The organism is Streptomyces sp. NPDC048644 (assembly GCF_043199105.1).
GTDB lineage: Bacteria > Actinomycetota > Actinomycetes > Streptomycetales > Streptomycetaceae > Streptomyces.
In genome coordinates, this window is record NZ_JBICVO010000004.1 from 339611 (window position 1) to 365289 (window position 25679).

Consider the following 25679-nt stretch of genomic DNA (forward strand, 5'->3'; position numbering starts at 1 on the left):
CGGGGATCAGCCGAAGAGCCCGTCCAGCCACTCCACCACCGCGGCGGTGAGCCGGTCCATCGACTCCGCCTCCGTCACCCCCGCCTTCTTGGGCACCGCGAATCCGTGATCCCCGTGTGCCACCTCGCGCAGTTCCGTGCCGTCCGGGAACTCGCCAGGCCCGCCGAACGGATCCCGGCCGCCCTGGACGACCAGCGTCGGCACCCCCGCACCGGCCAGTTCGTCGGCCCGTGACTTCTCGGGCCTGCCCGGCGGGTGCAGCGGGAAGCTGAGGGCGAGGACGGCGTGCGCGCCCAGTTCACGTGCGGTGCGGCAGGCCACCCTGGCGCCCGCGCTGCGGCCACCCGCGACGACCGGCAGCCCCGGCTTCTCCAGCGCGGGCCACAGCGCCGTCCATGCCACGTCCAGGGTCTTGGGCGCGGGCGCCACCTTCTTGCCCGCGACCCGCCACGGCTGCTCGACCAGTGCCACGGTGTAGCCACGGCCCGGCAGCGCGGCGGCCAGGGCCCGCAGGTCGCGCGCCTCGATCCCGCCGCCTGCGCCGTGCCCGACGGCCACCACGGCCCGCGCCGGCACCGGCGCCCGGTACCAGCTGATCCGCGCGTCCCCTGCCGGTGTCGCCACCGTCTCGCTCTCGTTCGCCCCTGTGCTCATACCCCCATCCTGCCGGGCGTGCGCGCGGGGAGCGGGTGCGCCGCTTCAGAAGAGGGTGGCGGCCTCGGGCCCTTCGAGTTCGGTGAGCAGCTCGGGTCCGTTGTTGCGGACGTTGCTGACGTCCGTCGGGACGGGGTAGGCGCGCATCAGCCCCGGGGGCGGCGGCGCGAGGAGTCCGCGCAGCCGGTCGAGTCCTGTGGGTGCCGGGTCGAGCCAGGCGTCCCAGCGGTCCGGGGGCATGACCAGCGGCATCCGGGGGTGGATGTCGGACAGCGACTGCGGACCTTCGCCGCCTTCGGCTCCGGCCAGCGGCGTGGTCTCGGCCTCGGTCGTGAGGACCGTGCAGGTCACCCACCACGCCTGCGGGTGGTCGCCGGGCAGGGTGGTGTCCCGCCAGAACTCGTAGAGCCCGGCCATCGCCATCACGGAGCCGTCGGCCGGCGTCACGAAGTACGGCTGTTTCCGCGCCCGCTTCTTCCTGCCGCGCTCCTCCAGCTCCCGCTCCTCCGGTGCGGTCACCCACTCGTAATAGCCGTCCCCGGGGAGCAGGCAGCGGCGGGCGGCGAACGCCTGCTTGAAGGACGGCTTCTCGTGCACCGTCTCAGACCGCGCGTTGATCATCTTCGCGGCGCCTTCGGGTGACTTCGACCACGACGGCACCAGGCCCCACTTCAGCGTCCGCAACTGGCGCACCGGCGCTCCCGGGGGGAACGCGGCAGCCGCCTCGCCCTTCAGGGGACGTTCGAGCACCGCGTGCACGTTGACCGTCGGGGCGATGTTGAAGTCGGGCGCCAGGGTCTCCTCCGGATCCCAGCGCCGGACGCCGAAAACTCCCACCAGGTCCTCGGGCTTGCGACTCGCTGCATACCTTCCGCACATGCGTGCCACACTGCCATGCCACACGAAGGGACGACATGGACACCGATCACCTCACGGACGTATGGAGCCGCGTCTTCGGGATCCAGCCCGATCCACCGGCCTGGCTGGTGATCGTCACGGCGGTCGTCGCGCTGGCCGCGGTCGCCCCGCACCCCGCCTGGCGACTGTCCCGCAACGCCGTCACCATCGCGCACGAGGGCGGCCACGGCCTGCTCGCGCTGGTCACCGGGCGCCGCCTGGAGGGCATCCGGCTGCACTCGGACACCTCCGGGCTGACCGTCTCGCGCGGCAAGCCGACCGGCATCGGCATGATCCTCACCGCGGCGGCCGGCTACATCACGCCGTCCCTGCTGGGGCTCGCGGGCGCCGCACTGCTGGCGGCCGGGCACATCACGGCCCTGCTGTGGGGCGCGACGGTGCTGCTGATCGCGATGCTGGTGATGATCCGCAACGCCTACGGCGTGCTCACCGTCGTCCTGGCGGGCGCCGCGTTCGTCCTCGTCTCCTGGCTGACCACACCGGACGTCCAGGCCGCGTTCGCGTACGTGGTGGTGTGGTTCCTGCTGCTGGGCGGCGTACGGCCGCCGTTCGAGCTGCAGCGCAAGCGGCGGCGGATGGCCCGCCCCGCCTTCGTGAGCCCCTCCGGGATGATGGCCGAGCGGCGGGAGGGCGACTCCGACCCCGACCAGCTGGCGCGGCTGACGCACGTCCCCGCGGTCGTCTGGCTCGGCCTGTTCCACGTCGTGACGCTCTGCTCGCTGATCGGCGGCGGACGCTGGCTGCTGGGGATCTGACGGGCGGGGCGGCCCGCCTCCGGGAGGCCCGGAACACCGGCCCGCCCCTTGGCCCTGTCCCCCGAACGGGCAAGCCACGAACCGGATTCGGGCCCACACGCCCTACCAGCGTCATGTTTCGTGAGAGTTGCACCGTTTTTGATCAAGATCGGCACCCTTGCCCAGCGATTAAAGTGAGGGGCATGACCGAGCGCCCAGCACTTCCCGCCCTCTGGCCCGCCCCCGTCGCCTCCGGGGCGGTCGATGCGACCGTCACCGTGCCAGGCTCCAAATCGGTCACCAACCGCGGACTGGTGCTGGCCGCCCTCTCGTCCGAGCCGGGCTGGCTCCGCCGCCCGCTGCGCTCCCGGGACACCCTGCTGATGGCCGAGGCGCTGCGCACCCTGGGCGTCGGCATCGAGGAGACCGCGTCCTCCAGCTCCGCGGGCGGGCAGCCGCCGGGCGGCGGCGGCGAGGCATGGCGGATCATCCCGGCCGGACTGCGCGGCCCGGCCACCGTCGACGTCGGCAACGCCGGCACGGTCATGCGCTTCCTCCCCCCGGTCGCTGCCCTCGCCGACGGCCCGATCCGCTTCGACGGCGACCCGCGCTCCTACGAACGTCCGCTGGGCGGCGTGATCGAGGGGCTGCGCGCCCTCGGCGCCAGGATCGAGGACGACGGCCGCGGCGCCCTCCCGATGACGGTGCACGGCAGCGGCGCCCTGGACGGCGGCCCGGTCGAGATCGACGCCTCCTCGTCCTCCCAGTTCGTCAGCGCCCTGCTGCTGTCCGCCCCGCGCTTCAACCAGGGTGTCGAGGTCCGGCACATCGGCTCGGCGCTGCCGTCCATGCCGCACATCCGGATGACCGTCGACATGCTGCGCAGCGCCGGCGCCCAGGTGGACACCCCCGAGTCGGGCGGCGAGCCGAACGTCTGGCGGGTCACCCCTGGCGCCCTGCTCGGCCGCGACCTGGTCGTCGAACCCGACCTCTCCAACGCCCAGCCGTTCCTGGCCGCCGCCCTGGTGACCGGCGGCCGGGTCACCATCCCTGACTGGCCCGAGCACACCACCCAGCCCGGTGACGCGCTGCGCGAGATCTTCACCGCCATGGGCGGCTCCTGCGAGCTGACCGACAGCGGCCTGACCTTCACCGGCGGCGGCGCGGTGCACGGCATCGACGTCGACCTCAGCGAGGTCGGCGAGCTGACCCCCGGCATCGCCGCCGTCGCGGCGCTCGCCGACTCGCCTTCCACCCTGCGCGGCGTCGCCCACCTGCGGCTGCACGAAACGGACCGGCTGGCCGCGCTCACCAAGGAGCTGAACGGCCTGGGCGGCGACGTCACCGAGACCGCCGACGGCCTGCACATCCGGCCGCGCCCGCTGCACGGCGGCGTCTTCCACACGTACGAGGACCACCGCCTGGCGACCGCCGCCGCCCTCATCGGTCTGGCCGTCCAGGGCGTCGAGGTGGAGAACGTCGCCACCACCGCCAAGACGCTCCCCGACTTCCCCGCGATGTGGACGGACATGCTCACCCCCGCGTCCGGCCCCGCCGCCCGGAGAGCCTGAGGGTTTCCGCCGCCATGCGCCGCTACGGCAAGAACCCCGACGAGGACGACATCCGTGTCCGCCCCAACCGCAAGGGCAACCGTCCCCGCACCAACATCCGCCCCAAGCACGAGGACGCGTCCGAGGGCCTGGTCCTGACCGTCGACCGGGGCCGTCTCACCGTCCTCATCGACGACCGCACGGTCACCGCGATGAAGGCCCGCGAACTGGGCCGCAAGAGCGCGGTCGTCGGCGACCGCGTCGCCGTGGTCGGCGATCTGAGCGGCGCCAAGGACACCCTGGCGCGCATCGTCCGGGTCGAGCCGCGCACCTCCACGCTGCGCCGTACGGCCGATGACGACGACCCGTACGAGCGGGTCGTCGTCGCCAACGCCGACCAGCTCGCCATCGTCACCGCACTCGCCGACCCCGAGCCGCGCCCCCGGCTGATCGACCGCTGCCTGGTCGCCGCCTACGACGCGGGCCTCGACCCGCTGCTGGTGCTGACCAAGTCCGACCTGGCGTCGGCCGACAGCCTCCTGGAGTCCTACGGCGCGCTGGGCGTCCCCTACCTGGTCACCAACCGCGACGAACTCGCCGACGGCGCCGCCGCCGACCGGGTGCGCGAGCGGCTGACGGGACGCATGACGGCCTTCGTCGGCCACTCGGGCGTCGGCAAGACCACCCTGGTCAACTCCCTGGTGCCGAACCGCCGTCGGGCGACAGGGCATGTCAACGCGCACACCGGCCGCGGCCGGCACACCACCACATCCGCGCTGGCCCTGCCACTGCCCGGCGACTCGGGCTGGGTCATCGACACCCCTGGCGTACGGTCCTTCGGGCTGCACCACGTCGATCCGTCGCGGGTCATCCTGGCCTTCCCCGACCTGGTGCCCGGCACCACCGAGTGCCCGCGCGCGTGCAGCCACGACGAGCAGGACTGCGCGCTGGACGCCTGGGTCGCCGGTGGCCACGCCGACCCCGCCAGGCTGTATTCACTGCGGCGCCTCCTGTCGACCCGTGAGCGACGCGAGGGCGACTGATCACCGGAGTTCGCCCGCCGCCGCCCGAGGTAAAGGCATAATCACACCAAGGCAGGCGGAGCGGTCAGGATCTGACGGAGGCATGGGATATGGCGTGGCTGCTCGTCGTGGTGGCAGGTCTCCTGGAGACCGGCTTCGCGGTCTGCCTCAAGCTGTCGCACGGCTTCACCCGCCTGTTCCCGACCGTCGCCTTCGCCGCCTTCGCACTGGCCAGCTTCGGCCTGCTGACGCTGTCCCTGCGCAAGCTCGACGTCGGCCCCGCGTACGCGGTCTGGACCGGCATCGGCGCGGCCGGCACGGCGATCTACGGCATGGTCTTCCTCGGCGACGTGGTCTCCACGCTGAAGCTCGTGTCCATCACCCTCGTGATCATCGGTGTCGTCGGGCTGCAGCTGTCGGGATCGGCCCACTGACCGACCGGCCCCGGGAGACCGCGGGCACCCGCAGCCCCGCGGCGAACACGTCCCGCCGCACCCAGCCGTGACCCTCGCTCAGCCCGCGGCCCGGCCCCCGTCGGACACCGCGCTGCCGGACGTTCCACGGGCCTCGGGAAGGCGGGCGAACGCCCCGCGCACCAGCCGCGCCACCGCCTCGGTCTCCGCTTCCCGCCTGCCTCCGGCGCCGGAAGGTGCCGCGCCGGGTCTCTGCGCTCCCCGCCGCCCCGGGGCCCGCACGGGCGGGCCGGTCTCGGGGGCGACGACACAGGACAGGGTCAGCCGGGCGGCGGCCTCGCAGGCGGTGCCCAGGGCGGGCAGTTCCTCGGCGGGCCAGTCCGGCTCCAGGGCGGCCACCGCGCGGTCGCAGAACCTGCCGACCCATTCGGCGGGCCCCGGCAGCGGCGCGTCACCGGCCGGCCGACGCGGCGCGGGGACACCGGACCGCGCGCCACGGACCGGCGGCGGGGCCGGCAGCCGGTCGCTCCAGCAGCCCGTCAGCGCGGCCCGCACCAGGGGGTTGGCGCGGGCGGTGCGCAGCGTCCAGGCGGCAGCCGCGACGACCCGGCCCGCCGCGTCGTCCCCGGTGCGCGCGGGCCGGCCGTCGGCCAGGGCCCTTTCGACACCCGCGAGATAGCTGTCGGTCTCGCGGCGCACGAGCGCGCGGGCGAGCCCTTCCTTGCTGCCGAACTCGTTGTAGAGGGTCTGCCGCGAGACCCCGGCGCGGGCCGCCACGTCCACCATCCTGACCGCCGTCCAGGGGCGGCTCGCCAGCGCCGTGTACGCGGCATCGAGCAAGGAATCACGCGCTGCAGGCATCGTCGCCTCCCCGGCCCACCGGCCCAAATGACCGGCGTGCGGACAGAATTGACGTGGCGCCAGGGACTGTCAAGGGTCGCCGCACAGCGGGCCCGAACCGTCGTACACGCCCGGCGGACCATGGCCGTGTGGCTCCTGCGTATACCAGTCGATACTGTTCGCACATGCCCGACTATCACGATGATCTCCGTCTCGGCCACGTCCTGGCGGATGCCGCTGACGCCGCCACCATGGACCGGTTCAAGGCACTCGACCTGAAGGTCGAGACCAAACCGGACATGACCCCGGTGAGCGAGGCGGACAAGGCCGCCGAGGAGCTGATCCGCGGCCATCTCCAGCGGGCACGGCCACGCGACTCGGTGCTCGGCGAGGAGTTCGGCAGCACCGAGGGCGCCGGACCGCGCCGCTGGATCATCGACCCGATCGACGGCACGAAGAACTACGTCCGCGGGGTGCCGGTCTGGGCCACCCTGATCGCACTGATGGAGCGCGGCGAGGGCGGCGACCGCCCGGTGGTCGGCATCGTCTCGGCCCCCGCGCTCAACCGCAGGTGGTGGGCGGCCGAGGGCCTCGGCGCCTTCACGGGGCGGAGCCTGACCTCCGCCAGCCGGCTGCACGTCTCGGAGGTCGGCAGCATCCGGGACGCCTCGTTCGCGTACTCGTCGCTGGCCGGCTGGGAGGAGCGCGACAAGCTGTCCGGCTTCCTGGAGCTGGGCCGGGACTGCTGGCGCACCCGGGCCTACGGCGACTTCTGGCCGTACATGATGGTCGCCGAGGGCTCGGTGGACATCTGCGCGGAGCCGGAACTCTCCCTGTGGGACATGGCGGCCTGCGCCGTCGTGGTGCAGGAGGCCGGTGGCCGGTTCACCGGCCTGGACGGCAAGCCGGGCCCGCACAGCGGAAACGCCGCGGCCTCCAACGGCCTGCTCCACGACGACCTGCTGGCCTACGTCGGCGACGCACGGCACTGACCTGCGTGGTGACGGGGGCCGGGCAGACGTCCGGCCCCTGCCCCTTGTGACCCCGCCGGAGCGCATGTGAACATGAGAATCCCCACGTTTGTGAACTTGTGAATTCCTTCTCGAGTTCACATCCGCCAAGGAGGTGGCTCTCTTCCATGCCCCTGCTCGTCAAGGACGCCATGAGCACGCTGGTCCTCACCATCGGGCCCGCGCACACCCTCCGTCAGGCCGCCCAGCTGATGGCGGCCCGCCGCGTCGGCGCGGCGGTCGTACTCGACACCGACACCAGCGGCCTCGGGATCCTCACCGAGCGCGACATCCTCAACTCCCTGGGAGCGGGCGAGAATCCGGACCGGGAGACCGCCCAGACCCACACCACGTCCGATGTGGTCTTCGCCGCGCCGGACTGGACCCTGGACGACGCCGCGGACGCCATGGTGCGCGGCGGCTTCCGGCATCTGATCGTCCTCGACGACCGCGAGCCGGTCGGCGTCGTATCGGTCCGTGACATCATCCGCTGCCGCTCGGCCGCCATCGTGAGGACCGACGCGGTACCCGCCTGAGGCCGCGGGCACGAAGAGGCCGGAGCCCCATGGCATCCGGCCTCTTCGGCTGGTACGGCAAGCAGCCGTCGCGCGCCGCCCCCGGCCGGGCCACCGCTGCCGCGTGGGCAGTGGCGGCCCGGCCGGGGGAAACCGCTCGTCAGCCGCGCAGGGCCTGGACCGCGGCTTCCAGCCGCTTGCCGTAGTCCGCGTCCGCCTTGCGGAAGTTCTCGATCGCCCGCTGGCGGATGTCCTCGCGGGACACCTCGGAGATGGTGCCCGCCAGGTTGTTGATCAGACGCTCCTTCGCGTCCTCCGGCATCAGCCGGTAGAGGTTCCCCGCCTGCACGAAGTCGTCGTCCTCAGTGTGCGAGGGCGCCGCGCTCTCGCCGCTGGCGCCGGACACCTCGACCGACTGCCACAGCGCCCGGCCGGTCTCGACCGGACCGCCGAAGCTGTTCGGCTCGTAGTTCTTCCGGCCCGCGTGCCGGCCGTCGTAGAGGAAGCCGTCCCGCCCGTAGGTGCGGGCCTCGGTGGCCCGGGGGCGGTTGACCGGCAGGTGGTCGGCGTTGATGCCGACGCGGTAGCGGTGCGCGTCCGCGTAGGCGAAGAGCCGGCCCTGGAGCATCTTGTCGGGGGACGGGCCGATGCCCGGCACGAAGTGGTGCGGGGAGAAGGCCGACTGCTCGACCTCGGCGAAGATGTCCTGCGGGTTGCGGTTCAGCTCCAGCTTGCCGATCTCGATCGGCGGGTAGTCCTCGTGCGGCCAGACCTTGGTCAGGTCGAACGGGTTGAAGCGGTAGTTCGCCGCCTCGGCCGCGGGCATGATCTGCACCTGCACGGTCCAGCTGGGGAAGTCGCCCCGCTCGATGGCCGTCCGCAGGTCACGCTGGTGACTGTCGGCGTCCTCGCCGGCGACCTTGTCCGCCTCGGCCTGGGTGAGGGTCTTGATGCCCTGGTCGGTCTTGAAGTGGTACTTGACCCAGAAGACCTCGCCGGCCGCGTTGTTCCACTGGAAGGTGTGCGAGCCGAAGCCGTCCATGTGGCGCCACGAGGCCGGGATGCCACGGTCGCCGAACAGCCAGGTCACCTGGTGAGTGGTCTCCGGCGAGAGGCCGAAGAAGTCCCAGACGTTCTCCGCCTCCTGCGAGCCGGTGTACGGGTCGCGCTTCTGGGTGTGGATGAAGTCGGGGAACTTCATGGCGTCCTTGATGAAGAACACCGGGGTGTTGTTGCCGACGAGGTCGTAGTTGCCCTCTTCGGTGTAGAACTTCAGCGCGAAGCCCCGGGGGTCACGCACCGCGTCCGCCGAACCGAGGCTGCCCGCGACCGTCGAGAAGCGCAGGAACGTCTCGGTCTGCTTGCCGATCTCCGAGAGGAACTTCGCCCGCGTGTACTTGGTCACATCGGCGGTGACGGTGAAGGTGCCGTACGCACCGCCGCCCCGCGCGTGAACGATGCGCTCGGGAATGCGCTCGCGGTTGAAGTGCGCGAGCTTTTCGATCAGGAGCTGGTCCTGGATCAGACCCGGTCCGCCGACGCCGGCCGTCTCGCTGTTCTGGTTGTCCGCAACCGGAGCCCCGGACTCCGTGGTCAGCGGTCCCGTAGTGCTCTCTACCGACACGTGCGCCTCCTGATGTCTCTACACCTGCCCTTGGCTTGTGCCGTTGCCGATCCTACATTGGACATTGTCTAAGTCAAGAAGCACCCGAAAGCCATACCCGATCCGGTGATGGACCGGCCGCTGCTACCCTGGCTTTATCTGACTGATAGGTGAATGGCATGAGTGACCTGCTGGAACGACTCCGGGAACGCGGCTGGCGTCTGACCGCACAGCGGCGCGTGGTCGCCGAGGTGCTCGACGGCGACCACGTCCACTACACCGCCGACGAAGTGCACGCACGCGCGAGCGACCGGCTCCCCGAGATCTCCCGCGCCACGGTCTACAACACGCTCGGCGAGCTGGTCTCGCTCGGCGAGGTGCTGGAGGTCAGCACGGACGGCCGGGCCAAGCGCTACGACCCGAACGCCCACCACGACCACCAGCACCTGGTCTGCTCCCGCTGCGGCACGATCCGGGACGTCCACGTCCAGGGCGACCCGCTCACCGCGCTCCCCGAGCCCGAGCGGTACGGCTTCCAGGTCTCCGAGGTAACGGTCACCTACCGGGGCATCTGCCCCACCTGCAACGCCGCCACCTGACACCCCGGGCGCGCCCCGTCCGGGCCGCTCGCATCCCCTTGCCGACCCGCGCCCCTGACGGACGCGGGTCCGTTCGCATGCCTGGACGCAACGACCCCACGCCCCACCAGAGGGCACAGCGGCACCGGGCAGAGAAAGCCAGGGGAAGGGCACGCACCGGCCCGAGGATCGCACCGACCCGAAGAACCCCGAGGAACGAAGACCGGCCGCGCATACGACGAAGGCCCGGATCCTCAAGGAATCCGGGCCTTCGTCTTGCAGTAGCGGGGACAGGATTTGAACCTGCGACCTCTGGGTTATGAGCCCAGCGAGCTACCGAGCTGCTCCACCCCGCGCCGTTGTGTCTTTACTCTAACCCCAGGCCGACGACCAGCGCAAATCCCTTCCGCAGGCCCCGGGCCCCGCCTCAGGGACCGGCCTCGGGGACCGGGCCCCCGAAGCCGCCCCGGGGCTCAGGCGCTGAGTTCCTCCTGGAGGGCCGCCCGCAGCCGCGCCGCCCGCTCGGCGACCTCAGGCGGCCCCAGCTCCACGGCCCGCGCGCACCAGGTCTGGGCCTCGGCCAGCGCGCCGCGGCGGGCGGCCAGCAGCGCCAGCCGCAGCGCCGCCCGTCCGTGCCCTTCCGCGGCGGCCCGCTGCCACCACAGGGCGGCCTCGGGCAGGCTGCCCTCGCGGGCCAGCAACAGGCCGAGGTTGAAGGCGCCGTTGCGGCTGCCGGCTTCGGCGGCGGCCCGGTACCACTTCGCGGCCTCGACCACCTCACCCCGAGCCGCCGCGAACATGCCAACCCGGACCTGGGCGCGACGGTGCCCCTCGCGCGCGGCCTTCTCGTACCAGCGGGTGCTCTCGTCGTCCGGCGTCCGCGCCTCGTCGGGCAGCCGGCCGCGGCCCGATTCCACCGCCCTGCGGTCCAGCAGGTCGGCGAGCCGGAACGCCGCCTCGGCGCTGCCGCCCTCCGCGGCGCAGCGCAGATTCCGCTCCGCGGCGGCGTCCTCGCCACCGCGCTGCTGGACGATCGCGACCTGGAGAGCCGCCTCGGTGTGCCCGGCGGCGGCGGCCCGCTCGTACCAGGTGTGCGCGATGCGCTCCTCGCCGCGTCCGGCGAACAGGATGCCGAGGTTGAACGCCGCGTCCACGCTGCCGGCCTCGGCCGCCTTGGAAAACCACGGTTCGGCACCCGACGCGTCGCCGCGCTGGAGCAGCAGGATGGCGAGCGCGTTGGCGGCCTCGCGGTGCCCGGCGTACGCGGCCCTGCGGTACCACTGCTCACCGCGCCCGGCCCGGCCCTGCTCGGCGCAGAGCAGCCCGAGGTTGTAGGCGCCGTTGACGTCGCCCGCGTCCAGCGCGGCGCGGTACCAGCGCTCGGCGGTCTGCAGCTCGCCGCGGTCGGCGTGCAGCGCGCCGAGGGCGTTGGCGGCGTTGCCGTCGCCGTCCTGGGCGGCACGCCGCCACCACTCGGCCGCGCTTTCCACGTCGCCCGCGTCGCGCAGCAGGAAGCCCAGCGCGCAGGCGGCCTTCGCCTCGCCGTCCTTGGCCGCGGAGAGGTACCAGCGGCCCGCCTCCTGGACGTCGCCGCGCTCCTCCAGCAGCGTGCCCAACTGGAGGGCCGCACGCCGGTGTCCGCGCGCGGCGGCCTGGCGGTACCACTGCTCCGCCTCGGCTTCCTGGGTCAGTTCACCGTAGGCAGGTGCCGTGCGGCGGTCCGCGCCGCGGCCCTCTTCGACGAGCCGGGCGATGCGGTACGCGGCCTCGCGGTGGCCGCGCTCGGCGGCGGCCCGGAACCAGCGCTCGGCGCCGACGTCACCGCGGTGTTCGAGAAGGTCGGCGAGGGCGTAGGCGCCCAGGCAGTGGCCGGATTCGGCGGACTGCCGCAGCCAGTACTCGGCCGCCGGCTCGTCGCCGCGCTCCCGGTGGTAGCGGCCCAGCGCGTGCGCCGCCGCCGCGGATCCGGCGACGGCGGCGATCCGCCACCAGCCGGACGCCTCGTCCACGTATCCCCTCTGGTGCAGCAGCACACCGAGGTTGTTGGCCGCCGCGCGGTCGCCCGCCACGGTCGCGGAGCGCAGATACGGCTCGGCGCCGTCGAGGTCACCTCGGCGCAGCAGCAGTGCGCCGAGCACACTCATGGCCGCGGTGTCACCCGCTTCGGCAGCCCGGCGATGACCGGTTTCGGTCATCGCGTCGGACGCTTCGGCGGCCTCCGCGGCCTCCATCTCGTCCATCGGCAACTCGGATTCGCGCCCGTCATCGGACGCATACGCAAACCGGTCCGTCTCCAACAACCTTGCCTTGTCCCCCATAAGAGCCATCGTCGCACCACCCGTAACCCTCGTACACCTGGTATACCGCAGCCAGTGAGGTCACTTCAGCGGTTTGTCGACTTCCCGACACAACGACTTGCCAAACTCAAGCACACAGGTTCCCCACATCGGCAGTCCGACGCGGCCGAACCCGCCGCGAGCCTTGCCCAGAGGGGCCGCATCCATGACGAAGGCCCGGATTCTCAAGGAATCCGGGCCCTGGTCTTTTCCGTAGCGGGGACAGGATTTGAACCTGCGACCTCTGGGTTATGAGCCCAGCGAGCTACCGAGCTGCTCCACCCCGCGTCGTTGTGAACTCAAGGTATCACGCTGCGGGGACGGCCCTTGACCACCTCCGCGGTGCGGCCACCGGTGGCACCGGTGGCCGCACGCGCGTCGGCCGTGGCCTGCTCAGTCCCCCGAACCGCCGCCCTTCTTCGCGGACTTCTCCTCGGCCGCCGCGGCCCGGTCCAGCGCCTCCTTGAGCTTCTTCTGCGCCTGGCCGTAGCCGGCCCAGTCACCCGAGACGCGGGCCTTCTCGCCGGCTTCGTACGCCTTCTGGGCGTCGTTCAACGCCTCCTGGACCGTCTGGTTCACGGGAGGCTGCGTCGTCTGGCCCTCGCCCGGTGGCGCCGTGCCGGTGCTGGGCGCCTTCTTGCCGAAGACCACGTCCAGCGCGTCCTCGAGGGAGTTCTCCAGGACCGGCTTGTTGTCGCCGTAGCTGACCAGGACCTTCTTCAGCAGCGGGTAGTTGGTGTTCGCGCCGCGCAGATAGACCGGCTCGACGTACAGCAGTCCGCCGTCCAGGGGCACGGTCAGCAGATTGCCGTACTCGATCTCGGAGTCGCCGAACTTCTTGAGGATGTTCAGCTCGTTGGCGATCTTCGGATCGGAGTTGAACTTCGACTGCACCAGTTGCGGGCCGGGGACCGGTGTCTCCGACGGCAGTTTCAGAATTCTGATCTTGCCGTAGTCATCGCTCTTCGCGTTGGCATCGACGGCCATGAACGCCCCGAGGTTGTCTCTCTTGTTGGGCGTGAACGTCGTCGTCAGCGAGAAGGTCTGATCCTTCTGGTCCGGCATCTTCATGCTCAGGTAGTACGGCGGCACGGAGTTGCCCGACTTGTTCGTCGGATCGTTGGGGATCTGCCAGCGCTCGGAGCCGGTGTAGAACGTGCCGGGGTCCGTGACGTGGTACGTCGTCAGCAGCTGCCGCTGGACCTTGAACAGGTCCTGCGGATACCGCAGATGCTCCTCCAGCGACGAGCTGATGGCGTCCTTCTTCTCGACCGTGCCGGGGAACGCCTTCATCCAGGTCTTGAGGACCGGGTCCTTCTTGTCCCACTGGTAGAGCTTGACCGAGCCGTCGTACGCGTCGACCGTGGCCTTCACGGAGTTGCGGATGTAGTTGACCTGGTTCTGCTGGGCCATCACCGCCCGCTGCCCGGTGGTGAGCGAATCGGCTGTGGTGTCGCCGAGCGTGGTGCGCGAGGCGTACGGGTAGCCGTTGCTCGTGGTGTAGGCGTCCACGATCCACTGGATCCGGCCGTCGATGACCGCCGGATAGGCGTCACCGTCGATGGTCAGCCAGGGGGCGACCGCTTCGACGCGCTCCTTGGGCGTGCGGTTGTACAGGATCCGCGAGCCGTCACCGATCGCCCCGGAGTAGAGGATCTGCGGCTCCCCGAACGCCACCGCGTACGCGGCGCGGTTGATCGGGTTGGAGAGGTTGACGCCGCTCTTGCCCTGGTACGTGTAGCTCTTCTCGCCGTTGTCGTCGGAGTAGTCCAACTCCTTCTGCGGACCGCCGACGATGGAGTACTGCGTGGTCTTCTCGCCGTAGTACACACGCTGTTCGTACGGGCCGAACTGGCCCTTGGCCGGCAGCTTCGACTCGGTGTACTTCGGGCCGCCGCCCTCCGCCGTCTCGGTGCCCTTCGCGGCCACCGCGCCGTATCCGTGGGTGTACTTGAAGTGGTCGTTGATCCAGTTGCGCTCGGGGATACCCGCGATGTTCAGCTCGCGCAGACCGATGACGGTGTCCTGTTCGGCGCCGTCCTTGTCCTTGTAGCGGTCGACATCGAGGGTGGAGGGGAACTGGTAGTAGCCGCGCGCCTGCTGCTGTTGCTGGAACGCCGGGGACACCACGTTCGGGTCGAGCAGTCGCATGCTGGCGGTGGTGTCCGCGTTGTCCCGCAGCTTCTGGCTCTCCTCCTTGCCGACGGGCTTGTAGTTGCCCTTGTAGCCGGTGATCTCGGAGTCCTGGATGTCGTACGCGTCCCGGGTCGCCTTGATGTTCTGCTTGATGTACGGCGCTTCCTTGGCCTGCTCGTTCGGCTGGACCTGGAACTTCTGCACGATCGCCGGGTACAGGCCGCCGATCAGCACGGCGGAGAGCACCATCAGGCCGAAGCCGATGACCGGAAGCTGCCACGTACGGCGCCAGAGGGTGGCGAAGAACAGCACCGCGCAGATCGCCGCGATGAAGAACAGGATCGTCTTCGCCGGGAGGTAGGCGTTGGCGTCGACGTACCGCAGGCCCGTCCAGCCGTCGGCCGACTTCAGGCCGCTGGACTTCACCGCCAGGCCGTACCGGTCGAGCCAGTACGCGATGGCCTTGAGCGACACGAAGATGCCCAGCAGCACGGACAGATGGCCGGTGGCCGCCGCCGTCGCGCGCGAGCCGGGGCTCGTCAGCCGCAGTCCGCCGTAGAGGTAGTGCGTCAGCGCGGCGGCCACCAGGCACAGCACCGCCGCGGCGAAGCCGAAGCTCAGCAGGAAGCGGTACCAGGGCAGATCGAAGGCGTAGAACGCGATGTCCTTGCCGAACTGCGGGTCCTTCTGGCCGAAGGGCACGCCGTTGACCCACTGGAGCCACGTGCGCCACTCACCGGACGCGGAGGCACCGGCGATCAGGCCGACGACCGCGGCGATCGCGAGGAGCGCCCACTTCTTGAACGGCGCGAGGCCCATGCGGTAGCGGTCCAGGCTCTGCTGCTCCATGGACATCGCGCTGAGCGGCGGTCGCAGCCGGTGGGCCAGCCAGACGTTGATGCCGACGGCCACGGCCATCAGCACGCCGAAGAAGACGAAAAGACCGATCTTGGTCCACAGAGTTGTGGTGAAGACCGATGAGTACTTGACCGAGCGGTACCAGAGCCAGTCGGTCCAGAACCCCGAGAACATCACGAAGAGCATGGCCAGCACGGCCAGTACGCCCAATGTCATGAGCAGGGTCCGGGCCCGCCGCGACGGTCGGCCGACTCTGATCCGTGGCCCGGAGGGGCCTCCGCCGCGGTCCGGCATCTGGAAAGCCAAGGTGCGCACCTCGAAGTTCGCTGTCGTGTGGAACAGGCCCGGCGATAGTAGGACCCACTGATGCAACTTACGAAGGCTTTACTCGGTTCCCGATTTCCGGGGTGTACAAGGCACGATGTGAAACATGACCAACCTCCCCGTTGACGGCACCCCTCTCGCCTCCGATCCACTGACCCGCGCGGTACTCGAAATCGACGAGTACAGCGCCGGGCTCGGCTGGGACCAGCCCGCCCGCCTGTTCGCCCTCGTCGATTCCGCGAAACTGCGTGACCAGGAACCTTCGCTCGCCGAGCAGCTCGGTATCGATGACTCCACCACCGCGTCCCTCACCCCCGTCGAGCAGGACGAGATCCCCGCGGGGGCGCCGCTCGACGAATTCCTCGCCACCATCGCCTGGCCGGAGGCGGTCGTCGGCTGCGCGCTGACCGTGGAGCGGCTGATGCTGCCGCCGTCCGCCGAGGATTCCGTGCCCGACGGCATGGACGAGGCGCAGCTCGCCAAGTGGGTGGCCGGACATCCGGACCGTCAGGAGGTCCGCATGACGGTGGCGGTCCTGCGGGACGGTTCGCGGGAGTCCGCGCTGCGGCTGCGCGAGAAGGACTCGACCTCCGAGGTTCTCACGGGCGCCTCACTGGTGCCGGGCCTCGCGGACGCGCTGGCCACGACCTTCGAGTCCTGACCGGCCGACACCCGCGCCCCGGGCGGCCGGTACTGCCGGTCCGCCCCGGGGTGCGGGCGGGTGTGGCCTCTGCCCGAGTGGCCGCGCTGCGGTCGCTACTTGGCGCAGCTGGGCAGGCCCGCCGTGTCCCCGCTGCTGATCTTCTTCAGTGCCTTCACCGCGTCACCGATGGTGTCGACCTTCACGAGGGTGAGGCCGTCCGGGATGTCCTTGGCCGCGGTGGCGCAGTTGTCCTTCGGCGTCAGGAAGTACTCGGCGCCCTTGGCCCGCGCGCCGACCGTCTTCATCGAGATGCCGCCGATCGGCCCGACCTTGCCTTCGTCGTCGATGGTGCCGGTGCCCGCCACGAACTTGCCGCCGGTCAGGTCCTGCGGTGTGAGCTTGTCGACGATGCCGAGCGCGAACATCAGGCCGGCGCTCGGACCGCCGACGTCGGCCAGCTTGACGTCGATGGGGAACGGGAAGGTGTGGTCGACGCCGGCCTGGATGCCGACGACGGCACGGCCGTCCTCCGCCTTCTCCGTCGTGAGCGTCACCTGCTTCCGGCCGGCCTCGGGGCGCTTGCCCTTCTTCTCGTCCGCGGCGGCGGCCTTGGCGGGGATGACCGTGAAGACGACCTTCTCGCCCGCCTTGTGCCGGGTCACCAGCTTGGCGACGTCTCCCGTCGCCTTGACCGGCGTGCCGTCCACAGCCTTGATCACGTCCCCGGCGTGCAGCCGCCCGTCGGCCGGCTTGTCCTTGACGACGGAGCCGACGACGGTCTGGGAGGCGACGGGGATGTTCAGCTGCTTGAGCGCCGCGACCTTGGCACTCTCCTGGGACTGGCTGAACTCCTCGGCGTTCACCTGGTCCGCCTGCTCGGCCGTCTGTCCTTCGGGATAGAGCGTCTTGTGCGGGACCACGGCGTTGTCGTGGTCGAGCCAGCCGTAGACCGCCTCAAGGAGGTTCATGGTGTAGTCGGGGCCGGTGACGCGGACCGTGGTCATGTTGAGGTGACCGGTCGTCGGATACGTCTTCCGGCCGCCGATCTGGAGCACCGGCTTGCCGTCGTGATCGCCCAGGGTGTTCACCGTCGGTCCCGGTGACATCTCGGAATACGGCACGGGGATGAGCACCCCGGCGCAGAGCAGCGCGATCAGCATCAGTGTCGAGGCGAGCAGCGTCGCGGTGCGGCGTGGCATGGAACGACAGTACGGGACGGGTATGACAACCGGCCCGCGGGGCCGTCCGTACGAGGCTGTCGCTGACGGCTCCGCGAAGCGCGGTCAGGCCGCGTCGGGCCCGGAGTGTTCCTTCTCCATCGCAGCGCGGAACCGGGCGTATCCGGCCAGCTCGGCGACGTCCCCGCTCTTGCGGTTCCGCAGGGTCCAGGTGCTCCAGAGAGCGGCGGCGAGCGCGGCGAGGAGCGGAATCAACAACCAGAGGAGCGCACCCATAGCGGCCTCCCGACCCTTAGCACAACCACATTCGACGAATAAGCAGATTAACCATCTGACGGGTCAACGCTCACGCCAGGGGGCGGGTTACGCAACCGGAACGCAAGGCACCGGATCAGCCGAGCGTCCGGAAACCGTACGCAGACGTGGCGGGCCGTCAGGCGCGGCCCGCGGGGCCCCTCCCCCGTAGCTCACTGGGCGCCCACCCACTCCTCGGTGCCGTCCGAGAAGGTCTGGTGCTTCCAGATCGGCACCTCGTGCTTGAGGTCGTCGATCAGTTTGCGGCAGGCGTCGAACGCCTCGCCCCGGTGTGGGCAGGAGACCGCGACGACGACGGCGAGGTCGCCGATGGCGAGGTCCCCCACCCGGTGGACGGCGGCCAGCGCGCGGACGGGGAAGTCGGCGACGACCTTCTCGGCGACGCGGCGCAGCTCCGCCTCGGCCGTCGGGTGCGCGGAGTAGCCGAGACCGTCGACGTCGGCGCCGCCGTCGTGTGAGCGGACCGTGCCGACGAACAGGGCCGTGCCGCCCGCCGCGGCGTCACCGACGGCCGTGTGGACCTCGTCCACGGACAGCGGGGTGTCGCGGATCGCCAGGAGGCGGATCGGGTCCGCCGCGGCCTGCTCACCGGGGTGGTCGGGGCGCGGGGACGAAGAGAGGGGCGTGCCAGACATGCTGCCATCGTGCCGTACTCGGCGGGCGAACGGGAATGGCCGGTTCTGCCGGGTGCCGGGGCCGCCGTATGGAGGGTCCTCCAGGCCGGCCGCCCCGCCCGCCGTCCCCGGGTCAGATGCGGCGGCGGGCCTTGCGGGCGCGCCGGACCAGGGCCGCCGTGCCCAGGAGGGCGACGGTGGCACCGGCGGCGCCGGCCGCGGTGGCGTCCTTGCGGCCGAGCCTGCGTCCGGCGAGGGTGTGCCGGCCCGCGACTTCTTCCAGGAGTTCGGCGAGGACGTCCTCGTTCGTCCACCGGGGCCGCCAGCCCGCTTCGTGGAGCCGGCTGCCGCTGACCACCCACGGGTGCATCGTGTACGCGAGGTCGCCCGCGGGCGACGGGGTCAGGCCGATGCGGTGCAGGCGGGCGGCGGCGCCCAGGGCCACCGATGACGGCAGTTCCATCCGCCGGATCCCGGACAGCTCCTCGACCTCTTCCTGGTCCAGCCAGCCGTCGCAGCCCACGGCGAGTTCGCCGTCGACCTTCTCCAGGGCGGCGTACTCCAGGGCGCTGACCAGGTCGTCCACGTGGCAGAACTGCCAGGCGGGGCGGGATCCCGCGACGACCAGGAGGCGTGGCGACTCGAAGTAGCGGGTCAGGGCGGTGTCGGTGCCGCCCACCAGGACGGTGGGCCGCAGCACGGTGACGTTCAGGCCGGGGTGGGCGCGGGGCGCGCGGCGGGCGAGGTGCTCGATCTCCAGGAGGTCGCCGACTCCCGTGGCGTCGGCGGTGGCGCGCAGCTCGGCGTCCTCGGCGAGCGGCACGTCGTTGTCGGGGAGCGCGCCGTAGACCATGGCGGAGGTGCACAGCACGACGCGGTGGACGCCGGCCGCCGCGGCGGCGGTGAGCACGGTCTGGGTGCCGCGGACGTTGTAGGCGGTGCGGGCCGCGGCGTCGGTCTCCAGGTCGAGGTCGAGCGCCAGGTGGACGACGACGTCGGCGCCGCGCAGCTTCTCGGCGATGGCGGGGTCGCGTACGTCCAGCAGGTGCCAGTGCGCCTCGGGGACGTCGCCGCGCCTCTCGTCGATGGCCACGACCTGTTTGACCTCGTCGGATGCCACGAGGGCGCGGGTCAGCAGCTCACCGACCCCGGAGGCTGCTCCGGTGACGGCGACGACGGGGCGGCGGCCCGGCCGCGGGGCCGTGCGGTCTTCGGTGTGGCCTGCTTTCTCGGTCGGGGCGGCAGCGTTTCGCGCTGCGCGAACGGTCGGATCTGGGGAACTCACCGGGCGTCTCCAGCGGTTGTCTTCAGTACGCACGCGTACTGGCGCGTACGTACAGGTGGCGTCCATCCTGCCGCAGGCATCACGACAGCGAAGCACCGAGGCCCGAAGCTCTCGGGGTGTCTACGCTGGAGGGTGATGTCGGGCAGTCGCCGTCGGCCCCGGGCCGGCGGCCCTACGAGCCGAGGAAACCCGTGAGTGACACCCCATTTGGATTCGGCCTTCCGCCGGAGGAGCCGGAGGACGGCGACAACGGCGAGAAGAAGGGCGGCCAGGGAGGTGGCCAGGGCCCTGCGGACCCGTTCGGGTTCGGCGGCGGGAGTGGCGGCGCGGACAATCCGTTCGCGGCGCTCTTCGGCGGCATGGGCGGTCCCGGCGGCCAGATGAACCCTGGCGACCTTGGCGCCGCCTTCCAGAAGCTCGGCCAGATGCTCTCGTACGAGGGCGGGCCGGTGAACTGGGACATGGCCAAGGACATCGCGCGGCAGACCGTCGCGCAGGGCGCCGAGGACGGCAGCAAGGACGCGAGCCTGTCTCCCGGTGAGCGCGTCGCGGTCGAGGAGGCCGTGCGCCTGGCGGACCTGTGGCTGGACGGCGTGACGTCGCTGCCCTCGGGGTCGGGTTCGGTGGTGGCGTGGAGCCGTGCGGAGTGGGTCGAGGAGACCCTGCCGGTCTGGAAGGACCTGGTGAATCCGCTGGCGGAGCGGGTCGGGTCGGCGATGGGTGATGTGCTGCCCGGGGAGATGCAGGCCATGGCAGGCCCGCTCCTGGGCATGATGCGTTCCATGGGCGGCGCGATGTTCGGCACCCAGATCGGCCAGGCGCTGGGCGTCCTGGCGGGCGAGGTCGTCGGGTCGACGGACGTCGGGCTGCCGCTGGGTCCGGCGGGCAAGGCCGCGCTGCTGCCGGGGAACATCGCGCACTTCGGTGCGGGCCTTGGCGTGCCGGAAGAGGAGGTGCGGCTGTACCTCGCCCTGCGGGAGGCCGCCCACCAGCGGCTCTTCGCGCATGTGCCGTGGCTGCGGTCGCATCTGTTCGGTGCCGTGGAGGGCTACGCCCGCGGCATCAAGGTCGACACGTCCAAGCTGGAGGACGTGGTCGGCCAGATCGACCCGCAGCATCCCGAGGAGCTGCAGAACGCCCTCCAGCAGGGCATGTTCCAGCCCGAGGACACTCCGGAGCAGAAGGCCGCGCTGGCCCGTCTGGAGACCGCGCTGGCGCTGGTGGAGGGCTGGGTGGACGCGGTGGTGCACGCCGCAGCCGCGCCGCACCTGCCGTCGGCCGACGCGCTCCGGGAGACGCTGCGGCGGCGCCGGGCGACCGGCGGCCCGGCGGAGCAGACCTTCGCGACGCTGATCGGTCTCCAGCTGCGTCCGCGGCGTCTGCGGGACGCTTCGCGGCTGTGGGCGTCGCTGACGGACGCCCGTGGCCTGGAGGGCCGCGACGGCCTGTGGGAGCACCCGGACATGCTGCCGACCGCAGCCGACCTGGACGATCCGGACGGCTTCGTGCACCACGAGCAGATGGACTTCTCCGAGCTGGACAAGATGCTGGGTGACGCGGCGAGCGGCACGACGGACCTGCGCAAGCCGGACGCCCCGCAGGCGCCGGACGCCGCTCCGGAGACGCCCGGTGAGGGTCACGGGCCCGGCGACGGCAAGGACGAGGGCGGCGCCAAGGGTGAAGGTGACCGGTGAGTCTGCGTGACGAGGCGGCGCGGGCGCTCAAGGAGTGGCCCGCGCCGTCGCCCGCCCAGGAGGAGCTGCGGCTCGCGTACCTGGAGCACCTGGCGGCACACCAGGACGGCATGTGGAAGCCCTGCAAGGAGGGGCACCTCACGGCGAGCGCGCTGGTGATCGATCCGGCCGAGGGCCGGGTGCTGCTCACGCTGCACCGCAAGCTGGGGATGTGGCTCCAGATGGGCGGCCACTGCGAGCCGGAGGACGCCACCCTCGCGCAGGCGGCGCTGCGGGAGGCGCGGGAGGAGTCCGGGATCGCGCAGGGTCTGACGCTGCTTCCGGGCGGCCCGGTGCGGCTGGACCGCCATCACACGCCGTGTGCCTGGCATCTGGACGTGCAGTTCGCGGCTCTGGCACCCGCGGGCGCGGTCGCGGAGATCAGCGACGAGTCGCTGGATCTGCGGTGGTTCGGGTACGACGAGGTGGCGTCCGTCGCGGACGACTCGGTGGTGCGTCTGGTGGACCGCACCCGCGCGCTTCTCTAGAGGCGCGCGGGCGGGTCCGCCCCGGCGGCCGGCGGGGCCGTCAGTTGGTGAAGATGTTGCCCTGGTTGTGGCCGCGGGCGCCCTGTTGGCCCATGCCGAACTGGGCGGCCAGACCCGAGCCGATGTCGGCGTTCTGCGGCGGCAGCAGCTCGCTGGGCTGGACCAGCGCGTAGCCCTGGCCGAGGAAGCTGAGTTCCCAGCCCTCGCCGGTGCCTCCGCGGCGCCGCCACACGCCGGACGAGTGCGTCTGTGCCTGCATCTGGACGCGCAGCGAGGCGGACCAGGCGACGACCGCGTCGGCGTCGGCGTTGACGTACTTGTCGGGCGTGACCTGCATCATCAGCGGCTGGCCCGAGGTCATCAGGGCGACCTTGCCCTGTCCCGAGATGTTGATCTGGTACTTGCCGGTGCCGGAGATGCCGTACTGGCTGTCGACGGAGACGACCTCCCAGTGGAGGCCCGAGTCGAGCGCCAGGACGTAGCTGCTGTCGACGGTCAGGCCGTCGTGGTCGACGTCGACGACGTGGACGTACTGGCCGAGGTTGGCGAGGTAGACGGTGCCCTGCCCGGAGACGCGCATCAGCTCCAGGCCCTCGCCGGTCATCGCGCGGGCGCGGTGCTGGCCCTGGGTCTGGTAGTTGCCGTCGAATTCGAGGAGCCCCTGGTAGGCGACCATCGTGCCCTTGCGGGCGAGGATGTCCTCGTGGCCCTGGAGTGCGACGCGCAGCAGTTGTGCGTTCTGCAGCGCGTAGCGGTCCTGGGTCTGTGCCTCGGTGAAGGCGAAAAGCGGACTCTGCATGGTGTGTTCGGTCCTCCCCCTCAGCCCCGGGCCCGGAGCCGGTCGGTGCTGTCCTCGCTGGGCTGGACGACGACGAACCCCTCGCCGGAGAAGCCGAGTTGGTACGCCTCGCCGCTGCCGCGGCCGATCATCGAGGACGCCTTGAAGCTGCGCTTGCCCTTCATCTTCAGGTTGCTGGACCAGGCCACCAGGGCGTCGGGGTCCACGTAGGTCTCGTCATCGCCACGGCCGCAGTCGACGACGATCGGCGTGCCGCGGGAGGTGAGGGCGACCCAGCCGGTGCCGGAGACACCGACGTTGAAGAGTCCCTGGCCGGCGAATTTCGCCATGCCCTTGACGCGCTGGACGCTCCACTGGAGGTGCGCGTCGAGGGCGAGGAGGTTGGTGCCGTTGACGGAGAGCGAGTCGCCGTTGAGGTTGATGCAGACGACGTCGGCGCCGTAGTCGGCGAGGTAGAGGATGCCGTCGCCGCTGCACTTCATCAGCGGGGCGCCCTCGCCGGTGATCCACTGGGAGGCCATCTGGCGGACGGCGGGTGGGTTGGGCTCGTACTGGATGAAGCCTTCGTAGGCGACCATCGATCCGGTGCGGGCGAAGACGTCCTGGCCGCTCTGCATGGCGATCTTGGCCATGGCGCTGCCGTGGTTCTCCATGCGGGCGGCGGGCGGGGTCGGGGCGTAGCCCGACAGCTGCTGCTGGCTCATGTTCCGGGCTCCCTCAGACCTCGTAGGGCTGGACGATGATGAAGTTGCCCGGCGCGCCGCGGAACTGGAGGTTCACGGTCTCGCCGGAGTGGCCGGGGTAGGCGTGCCGTCGCAGGCTGACCTGGCTGGAGATGATCACCTGCGAGGCGGCGGACCAGGCGACGATGGCGTTGGCGTCGGCGAAGGTGGTCGGGGTGACCGGCAGCACGACGGGGCTGCCCTGGGTGGTGACGATGACCGTGCCGGTGCCCTGGAACTGCATGGTGAACAGGGCGCCGCCGGGGATGCCGTGGCCCTCGATGCGGCGCACTTCGTGCTGCAGCGACTCGTCGAAGGCGAGGACGCTCTCGGCGGACACGCAGATGGCGTCGCCCTGGAGCTCGATGGGGTGGACGTGCGCGCTGTTCTCGGCGAAGAACACCTGGCCCTGGCCCGAGCAGCGCATCAGCTGCATTTCCTGGCCGGTGGCGTTGCCCACGATGCGACCGCGGAAGCCGGCGCCCTTGTAGCTGAAGTCGACCTTGCCCTGGTAGAGCACCATGCTGCCCTGGCGGGCGAGCACCGGCTGGCCGTCGACACCGAGGTCGACGCGGACCAGCTTGCTGTTCTGCGGCGTCCACCGCCGGCCGGTGGGCGCTTCCTTGTACTTCTCCAGGACGACGCCGAGCCCGGGGCCGCCCTGCGCGGGCACGGCCGGGGCCTGCCCCGGGTAGGGCGCTCCCGGCTGTCCGTACGGGGCGGGCTGCCCGGGGACCTGTCCCGGCTGTCCCTGGAGCGCGCCGTACCCGCCGGGCGGCGGGGCGGGCTGTCCGTACGGGGCGGGCGGCGGGGGCTGCTGCCCGGGGAAGCCGCCGGGGGCGGGCTGCCCGTAGGGCGCGGGAGGCTGCTGGCCGGGGACTCCGGGGGCTCCCGGGGGCGGGACCGGCGCGGCGGGCGGTGCCATCGGCGCGGCGATGGTGGGCGCGTTGTGGACCTGCGGCGCGGCCGGCTGCGGCGTGGGAGCGGCGGGCGGCGCGCCCTGGGGCGGGCCGAAGTCGGGGGCGGGCTGCTGCGGTGCGGCGGGGGCGCCGAAGGACGGTGCGGGGGCCGCCCCGGAGGGCGGGGCGAAGCCCGGCACGGCCTGCGCGGCGGCGGGCGGGGCGGGCTCGGGGGCGGCTTCCTCTTCGGCGACCTCGCCGCCGAAGTTCTTCAGCAGCGCTTCGAGGCCGCCGTCGAATCCCTGACCCACGGCGGCGAACCGCCAGACGTCCTTCAGGTAGAAGTCGCCGAGCATGACGGCGCGTTCGGTGCTGAACTCGGAGCCGTTGAAGGAGTAGCGGGCGACTTCCTCGCCGCCTGCCACGATCCGGATGTAGCCGGGGCCGATCTGGGAGACCTGGCCCGCGCCGTCCAGAGCCGCGGTGAAGGACAGCTTCCTGATCTGCGGCGGGATGCGGTCGAGGGTGACCCGGAAGGACTGGGTGTCGCCTGCCTGCTCACCGAGCTGCTGGATCGACTCCTCGGGCGATGCCGGCTGGTTGAAGAAGATGAAGTACCGGTCGTCGGAGAGCCGTTCGTCCGCGTCGAGACCGAAGCAGCTGATGTCGAAGGTGAGGCCCGGTCCGCCGATCTGCACGCCGACGTACAGGTCCGTCCCTGCCGTCAGGTCACCGATCCTGGCTTTGTGGCCCCGCTGGAATTCCCTGGCCATAGGTAATGCCCGTCCCCCGCTCCGGCTGTGAGTTGGTAGTGCGCGCCAGGCTAACCGCTGGCGCTGACAGCGGGTGATGCCGGGGCTGTACAGGGGGCTTGCGGCACGGCCGCTATTCGCTGCGGGCGGCGGGCAGATGGGGCAGCCGGTCGGCGGCGACCACCCCTTCGAGGTATCCGCGGGCCCGTTCGGTGCGCGGATAGGACTCCAGCAGCTTCCAGAACCGGGGGCCGTGGCCGGGGACAAGGAGGTGCGCCAGTTCGTGCAGCAGGACGTAGTCGATGACGTATTCCGGCATGCCCTGGAGGCGGTGCGAGAGGCGGATGCTGCCCTCGGCGGGGGTGCACGATCCCCAGCGGGTGTTCTGGTTGGTGACCCAGCGCACGGACGCGGGGCGGGCGCGGGCCTGCAGGAACTGTTCCGAGAGCCGTTCGGCGCGCTCGGCCAGATCGCCGTCGCCGAGCATCCGCTTGCTCTCCTGGGCGGCGAGCTTGTCCAGCATGACGGCGATCCAGCGCTGTTCCTCGGCCTCGGACATGCGGGCCGGGATGAGGACGATGGTGCGGTCGCCCTCACGGTAGGCGGAGACCGTCCGGCGCCTGCGTGAGCTGCGGCGCACCTCCACCGCGCTGGTGGCCGGCCCCCGGGGCGAGGGGCCCGAGGCAGCCCTGCGGGACGTGTCTGCGGCGCGACGCAGGGGAGTCTCCCCAGCGACACGTGGGGAAGGGTCGGCGGGCAC

General features: G+C 71.4%; 24 protein-coding genes and 2 tRNA genes. 10 read left to right on the forward strand and 16 right to left on the reverse strand.

Annotated elements, in window-relative coordinates; all coding sequences use genetic code 11:
• Window positions 1–6: 6 nt before the first annotated feature.
• On the reverse strand, window positions 7–654 hold the full coding sequence (locus tag ACGFNI_RS11170; RefSeq protein WP_393682621.1) for an alpha/beta family hydrolase: 648 nt from the start codon (window positions 652–654) through the stop codon (window positions 7–9).
• A 45-nt stretch (window positions 655–699) separates the two neighbouring features.
• Entirely contained in the window at window positions 700–1533 is an 834-nt protein-coding gene (locus ACGFNI_RS11175; RefSeq protein WP_393682623.1) for an SOS response-associated peptidase, read from the reverse strand.
• 35 nt (window positions 1534–1568) lie between these two features.
• On the opposite strand from ACGFNI_RS11175, the gene ACGFNI_RS11180 reads away from it, so the two are divergent.
• The 4 genes from ACGFNI_RS11180 (at window position 1569) to ACGFNI_RS11195 (ending at window position 5312) form a co-directional block, all read left to right on the forward strand.
• Window positions 1569–2327 carry a M50 family metallopeptidase gene (locus ACGFNI_RS11180; RefSeq protein ID WP_393682625.1) on the forward strand — a complete coding sequence of 253 codons (759 nt, stop codon included), beginning with the start codon at window positions 1569–1571 and terminating at the stop codon, window positions 2325–2327.
• Between the two features lie 182 nt (window positions 2328–2509).
• Window positions 2510–3877, forward strand: coding sequence for a 3-phosphoshikimate 1-carboxyvinyltransferase (gene aroA, locus ACGFNI_RS11185; RefSeq protein WP_393682627.1), 1368 nt, complete (start codon window positions 2510–2512; stop codon window positions 3875–3877).
• A gap of 14 nt (window positions 3878–3891) precedes the next feature.
• A complete protein-coding gene (rsgA, locus tag ACGFNI_RS11190; RefSeq protein ID WP_393682629.1) occupies window positions 3892–4899 on the forward strand; it encodes a ribosome small subunit-dependent GTPase A in 1008 nt (335 codons plus the stop codon).
• A gap of 89 nt (window positions 4900–4988) precedes the next feature.
• Complete coding sequence (locus tag ACGFNI_RS11195) at window positions 4989–5312, forward strand: DMT family transporter (protein ID WP_393682631.1); 324 nt, start codon at window positions 4989–4991, stop codon at window positions 5310–5312.
• Between the two features lie 78 nt (window positions 5313–5390).
• Here ACGFNI_RS11195 and ACGFNI_RS11200 read toward each other — a convergent pair whose 3' ends face one another.
• Window positions 5391–6152, reverse strand: a complete 762-nt coding sequence (locus tag ACGFNI_RS11200) for a TetR/AcrR family transcriptional regulator (RefSeq protein WP_393682633.1) — start codon at window positions 6150–6152, stop codon at window positions 5391–5393.
• Window positions 6153–6316: 164 nt separating this feature from the next.
• Between ACGFNI_RS11200 and hisN the strand changes: the two genes are divergently transcribed.
• A complete protein-coding gene (gene hisN / locus ACGFNI_RS11205) occupies window positions 6317–7123 on the forward strand; it encodes a histidinol-phosphatase (protein WP_393682634.1) in 807 nt (268 codons plus the stop codon).
• Between the two features lie 152 nt (window positions 7124–7275).
• Window positions 7276–7677, forward strand: a complete 402-nt coding sequence (locus ACGFNI_RS11210; RefSeq protein ID WP_393683041.1) for a cyclic nucleotide-binding/CBS domain-containing protein — start codon at window positions 7276–7278, stop codon at window positions 7675–7677.
• Between the two features lie 139 nt (window positions 7678–7816).
• On the opposite strand, the gene ACGFNI_RS11215 is transcribed toward ACGFNI_RS11210, so the two are convergent.
• Window positions 7817–9280, reverse strand: a complete 1464-nt coding sequence (locus ACGFNI_RS11215; RefSeq protein ID WP_393682636.1) for a catalase — start codon at window positions 9278–9280, stop codon at window positions 7817–7819.
• A 158-nt stretch (window positions 9281–9438) separates the two neighbouring features.
• Here ACGFNI_RS11215 and ACGFNI_RS11220 point away from each other — a divergent pair, with 158 nt between their 5' ends.
• On the forward strand, window positions 9439–9858 hold the full coding sequence (locus tag ACGFNI_RS11220) for a Fur family transcriptional regulator (RefSeq protein WP_393682638.1): 420 nt from the start codon (window positions 9439–9441) through the stop codon (window positions 9856–9858).
• A 261-nt stretch (window positions 9859–10119) separates the two neighbouring features.
• Here ACGFNI_RS11220 and ACGFNI_RS11225 read toward each other — a convergent pair.
• From ACGFNI_RS11225 to ACGFNI_RS11240, 4 genes are all read right to left on the reverse strand, one after another.
• Window positions 10120–10193 (reverse strand) — tRNA-Met (locus tag ACGFNI_RS11225).
• A gap of 117 nt (window positions 10194–10310) precedes the next feature.
• The gene (locus tag ACGFNI_RS11230) at window positions 10311–12164 is read right to left on the reverse strand and encodes a sel1 repeat family protein (protein ID WP_393682640.1); all 1854 of its coding nucleotides are present in this window, start codon (window positions 12162–12164) and stop codon (window positions 10311–10313) included.
• 223 nt (window positions 12165–12387) lie between these two features.
• Window positions 12388–12461 (reverse strand) — tRNA-Met (locus tag ACGFNI_RS11235).
• A gap of 105 nt (window positions 12462–12566) precedes the next feature.
• Complete coding sequence (locus ACGFNI_RS11240) at window positions 12567–15383, reverse strand: UPF0182 family protein (protein WP_393682642.1); 2817 nt, start codon at window positions 15381–15383, stop codon at window positions 12567–12569.
• A 214-nt stretch (window positions 15384–15597) separates the two neighbouring features.
• Between ACGFNI_RS11240 and ACGFNI_RS11245 the strand changes: the two genes are divergently transcribed.
• Window positions 15598–16152 carry a PPA1309 family protein gene (locus tag ACGFNI_RS11245; protein WP_393682644.1) on the forward strand — a complete coding sequence of 185 codons (555 nt, stop codon included), beginning with the start codon at window positions 15598–15600 and terminating at the stop codon, window positions 16150–16152.
• A 95-nt stretch (window positions 16153–16247) separates the two neighbouring features.
• Here ACGFNI_RS11245 and ACGFNI_RS11250 read toward each other — a convergent pair whose 3' ends face one another.
• The 4 genes from ACGFNI_RS11250 to ACGFNI_RS11265 all read right to left on the reverse strand — a co-directional run bounded on the left by ACGFNI_RS11250 (window position 16248) and on the right by ACGFNI_RS11265 (window position 19526).
• Window positions 16248–17333, reverse strand: coding sequence for a PDZ domain-containing protein (locus ACGFNI_RS11250; protein WP_393682646.1), 1086 nt, complete (start codon window positions 17331–17333; stop codon window positions 16248–16250).
• 84 nt (window positions 17334–17417) lie between these two features.
• Window positions 17418–17588, reverse strand: a complete 171-nt coding sequence (locus tag ACGFNI_RS11255) for a hypothetical protein (RefSeq protein ID WP_393682647.1) — start codon at window positions 17586–17588, stop codon at window positions 17418–17420.
• A 191-nt stretch (window positions 17589–17779) separates the two neighbouring features.
• Window positions 17780–18262 carry a molybdenum cofactor biosynthesis protein MoaE gene (locus ACGFNI_RS11260; RefSeq protein WP_393682649.1) on the reverse strand — a complete coding sequence of 161 codons (483 nt, stop codon included), beginning with the start codon at window positions 18260–18262 and terminating at the stop codon, window positions 17780–17782.
• A 112-nt stretch (window positions 18263–18374) separates the two neighbouring features.
• Complete coding sequence (locus ACGFNI_RS11265; RefSeq protein ID WP_393682651.1) at window positions 18375–19526, reverse strand: SDR family oxidoreductase; 1152 nt, start codon at window positions 19524–19526, stop codon at window positions 18375–18377.
• A gap of 191 nt (window positions 19527–19717) precedes the next feature.
• On the opposite strand from ACGFNI_RS11265, the gene ACGFNI_RS11270 reads away from it, so the two are divergent.
• Both ACGFNI_RS11270 and ACGFNI_RS11275 read left to right on the forward strand, forming a co-directional pair.
• Window positions 19718–21220: a zinc-dependent metalloprotease gene (locus ACGFNI_RS11270; RefSeq protein WP_393682653.1), complete on the forward strand. Its 1503-nt coding sequence runs from the start codon at window positions 19718–19720 to the stop codon at window positions 21218–21220.
• Window positions 21217–21747 (forward strand): NUDIX hydrolase, encoded by a 531-nt coding sequence (locus ACGFNI_RS11275; protein WP_393682655.1) that lies wholly within the window; start codon window positions 21217–21219, stop codon window positions 21745–21747. Before ACGFNI_RS11270 ends, ACGFNI_RS11275 begins: the two co-directional genes overlap by 4 nt.
• Before the next feature lie 40 nt (window positions 21748–21787).
• Here the strand turns inward: ACGFNI_RS11275 and ACGFNI_RS11280 are convergent, their stop codons facing one another.
• The 4 genes from ACGFNI_RS11280 to ACGFNI_RS11295 all read right to left on the reverse strand — a co-directional run bounded on the left by ACGFNI_RS11280 (window position 21788) and on the right by ACGFNI_RS11295 (window position 25679).
• Entirely contained in the window at window positions 21788–22546 is a 759-nt protein-coding gene (locus tag ACGFNI_RS11280) for an AIM24 family protein (protein WP_393682657.1), read from the reverse strand.
• A gap of 20 nt (window positions 22547–22566) precedes the next feature.
• On the reverse strand, window positions 22567–23250 hold the full coding sequence (locus tag ACGFNI_RS11285; RefSeq protein ID WP_393682659.1) for an AIM24 family protein: 684 nt from the start codon (window positions 23248–23250) through the stop codon (window positions 22567–22569).
• A gap of 13 nt (window positions 23251–23263) precedes the next feature.
• The gene (locus ACGFNI_RS11290) at window positions 23264–24940 is read right to left on the reverse strand and encodes a TerD family protein (protein ID WP_393682660.1); all 1677 of its coding nucleotides are present in this window, start codon (window positions 24938–24940) and stop codon (window positions 23264–23266) included.
• Window positions 24941–25052: 112 nt separating this feature from the next.
• Window positions 25053–25679 carry a M48 family metallopeptidase gene (locus ACGFNI_RS11295; RefSeq protein ID WP_393682662.1) on the reverse strand — a complete coding sequence of 209 codons (627 nt, stop codon included), beginning with the start codon at window positions 25677–25679 and terminating at the stop codon, window positions 25053–25055.